Origin of the sequence: Pseudomonas sp. 313 (genome assembly GCF_000316965.1) — a bacterium.
In the GTDB taxonomy this organism is placed as follows: domain Bacteria; phylum Pseudomonadota; class Gammaproteobacteria; order Pseudomonadales; family Pseudomonadaceae; genus Chryseomonas; species Chryseomonas benzopyrenica.
Window position 1 is genome coordinate 1 of sequence record NZ_ANBZ01000109.1, and the last position, 3,175, is coordinate 3,175.

The 3,175-nt window shown below is 54.2% G+C and carries 2 protein-coding genes and 1 pseudogene; 2 read left to right on the forward strand and 1 reads right to left on the reverse strand.

The features are described 5' to 3' along the window. The first annotated feature begins 742 nt into the window (after positions 1 to 742). The gene (locus C722_RS0124325) at positions 743 to 1,588 is read left to right on the forward strand and encodes an AraC family transcriptional regulator (protein ID WP_003464995.1); all 846 of its coding nucleotides are present in this window, start codon (positions 743 to 745) and stop codon (positions 1,586 to 1,588) included. Between the two features lie 29 nt (positions 1,589 to 1,617). Here C722_RS0124325 and C722_RS0124330 read toward each other — a convergent pair whose 3' ends face one another. Further along, positions 1,618 to 2,136 (reverse strand): YkgB family protein, encoded by a 519-nt coding sequence (locus C722_RS0124330; RefSeq protein ID WP_003464991.1) that lies wholly within the window; start codon positions 2,134 to 2,136, stop codon positions 1,618 to 1,620. A gap of 169 nt (positions 2,137 to 2,305) precedes the next feature. On the opposite strand from C722_RS0124330, the pseudogene C722_RS26370 reads away from it, so the two are divergent. Then, positions 2,306 to 3,175 (forward strand): annotated as a pseudogene (locus tag C722_RS26370) (IS3 family transposase); the annotation flags it as partial.

Sequence of the window (3,175 nt, forward strand, 5' to 3'; positions counted from 1 at the left end):
GAATTTTGCCCATCATTTCCATACTGATCACCCTGTGTTCTCCTGCTCAAAAATTGAGCAGAAGCAGTTGAACACCTGGGTCAGTTTTCAGTCGGCAGAACAGCCTCTACTGGGTCAGTTTTCGGTCAGCGGCAACAGATTAACCATGTTGCTGGCTTGCCACCAACACCGCTCAAGGTACGGGTGGACATTTCCCCGGAAATTTTCGAAAAGGTCGCTTTGGATGACAGTGTGTTCGTTTTCGTACAGACGCTATCGGGCTCCAAGGTACCTCTCGCTACCATACGACTTAAGGTCTCAAGTCTGCCGGCCGAGGTGGAGTTTTCAGGCGCTGATGCAATAGTTACCAGCAACACCTTATCGCAGACAGCCGCGATTCAAGTGACTGCTAGGGTCTCTAGGGGAGGGAAGAGTAGGTCGGGGGAATGGTTGGGCCGAAGCTCGACGACATTAAATTCGAAGAGCGCTAGGCTGAAGCTTACGATCAACCTTCCGGATATCTGATCGACTGCACCGCAAAGTGCTGTTGCCAGGTACTGTAAAATAGAAGAGTGAGCACTTGATTTGCTGGTGCTTTCAAACAACGGTGTTGTTTTTTTAACAGCCGAACTGGAAAGGGAGGCTGAGCTGCTCAGTGATCACTTTATCCGTTGGCTGATTTACGCCGGCATGTTCGCTACAGGCACTGAACGACAACGCAGATGGTATGGTCTGTGCGTTCTGACTCGTCAAGGATCGGCCAATGGATCGTTTGTCTAATTTGCTCTCGCGGTTCGGCGTGCGGGCCAATCTGTTCTATGACGGCGACCTATGCGGCTCTGCATCTTACGATGGCGCCGAGCGGCGAGGTTATATCCATCTGCTTCAGGCCGGCAGCGTGACGTTGCTTGGTCCCGATCGCAAGGATTTGCAGCTCACTCGCCCTAGCTTGATTTTTATGCCACGCCCCGCCAAGCATCAATTGTTTGCGGGTGAGTCCGATGGCGCAAAGTTGTTGTGTGCTTCCATGGAGTTTGAGGGCGGAATTGATAATCCTTTGTCGGCTTCATTACCGGACTGTTTGGTGCTCGCACTCGATGATCTGCCCATGCTGGCAGACACGTTGGAGTGGATGTTTGCCGAGGCGGCAAATGTGCATTGTGGAAGGGAAGCCGCGCTTGAGCGCTTATTTGAGCTCCTAATCATTCTGTTGCTCCGTTACCTGCTCGATCATCACCAGTTGCGCACCGGAATGATGGCTGGACTGGCCGACATGCGGCTTGCCCGATCGCTTTTACAGATGCACAACTCCCCGGAACATGCCTGGTCAATAGCAGAGCTGGCCAGTGAGTCAAATATGTCACGCGCTGCGTATGCCGTGCATTTCAAGAGTGTCATCGGACAGACGCCTGCTGATTATTTGTTGAGTTGGCGAGTTAGCCTGGCTCAGAAGCTGATGCGAGAAGGGCGCTCGATTACGCTGATTGCAGCTCAAGTCGGCTACGAAAGTCCTTCGGCGCTGTCTCGCGCATTTAGACGCAAGACGGGGTTGAGCCCTCGTGACTGGTTGAAAGATCTGGCGGGGGAAAATGATGGCAAAAAGGCCTAAGGCATTACTGCCTTAAGCCATTGAAAAAATTATGCATTAATTTTACGTTTTTCCAGTTCAACCAGCGAATGGCCTGCCACAAATATCGAAACAGCAAGCAACCCTAAGTCTTTAAGCAGAAACTGACCTGGCGCAACGGAAATCGCCGGAAACCCTAAACTAGGCTCAATGACGCCCGGAGTGGAAAACATAAAGCTAAGGGTTGTGAAGAACAGGCCTGCAGACAGAGCGCCTCCTACCACGGATAGTTTGGGCGACAGCATGCGGCCTGCGATCAGAGTGCCGATCGAAATCTCTAGTATGCCGAGCAGGCTGGAGAACATGTCGACCGAAAAAATGCTATACACCCATCCCAAAAGCGGGCTGTTGCTCACCAGTGGAACCAGGCCCTCGGCCTCGTAGTGGGTAAATTTCATGCCGCCGAACCAGAAGTAAATAATAGCGAGAGCCAAGTACGCGCCATAGATACCTAGCCCCATAGTTTTGGTTCCAAGCGTTAAGTGGGCCTGTACGCTGGACTTCGAGTTTTCAATGCCTATGGTTTTCATGTCTGAGCTTCCAGTAGTGAGTGAGAGTGTGTTGGCTGCCGAACGCCGTATGCGTTGGCGATGAGATTATTATGGCTGGCATCTCTAATCAAGAGGCATCAGAAAGTATTGATCTTGCCCAGTCCCAGTGGACACCCCCGTTAAGCGATAAACTGCAACGAGGTGAATCATGGCAAGACAAGCAACCCCAATGAAACAGACCCGCACCCGCCATTCCCAAGCCTACAAGGACGAAGCGCTGGCTTTGGCCGACCGCATTGGCGTTAGCAAGGCTGCCGAACAGCTCGGCCTGCATGCTTCCCAGCTCTACGGCTGGCGGAGCAAGAAGCACCAGACTCAGGCCGGCAGCGAGCGCGAGCAGTCGCTGGCCGACGAGAATGCCCGACTCAAGCGGCTGTTGGCCGAGCACGCCGAGGAGCTGGCCATCGTAAAAAAGGCGGCCGCGTACTTTGCCAAGAGCCTCAAGTGAAGTACGCCTTCATGAGGACTCATACCGCGCATTTCTCGATCCAGGCCATGTGTCGCGTGTTGGGCGTTGCCCGCAGCGGTTACTACGCTTGGTGCTCTCGCAGGCCGTCAATGCGCCAGCGGCGAAGAGCCGAACTGGATCGGCAGGTCGCTCAGGCATACAGCGCACGCAAGGGCCGCAGCGGGGCTCCACGGCTGTGCCACGACCTGCGGGAAGCCGGCCTACCCTGCAATCGCAAGACGGTAGCCGCCTCGATGCAACGGCAAGGACTGCGTGCCAAGGCCGCCAAGAAGTTCAAGGCCACGACCAATTCTCAGCACTCCCTGCCAGTGGCAGAGAACTTGCTCAAGCAGGATTTCAAGGCATCTGCGCCAAATCAGAAATGGGTGGGTGACATCACCTACCTGCATACGGAGGAAGGCTGGCTGTATCTGGCAGTGGTCATCGATCTGTATTCACGGATGGTGATCGGCTGGGCCATGAACGAACGCATGACGGCCGACTTGGTTTGCGATGCCTTGCACATGGCGCTGTGGCGACGCAAGCAGCCTAATGACGTGATCGTGCATA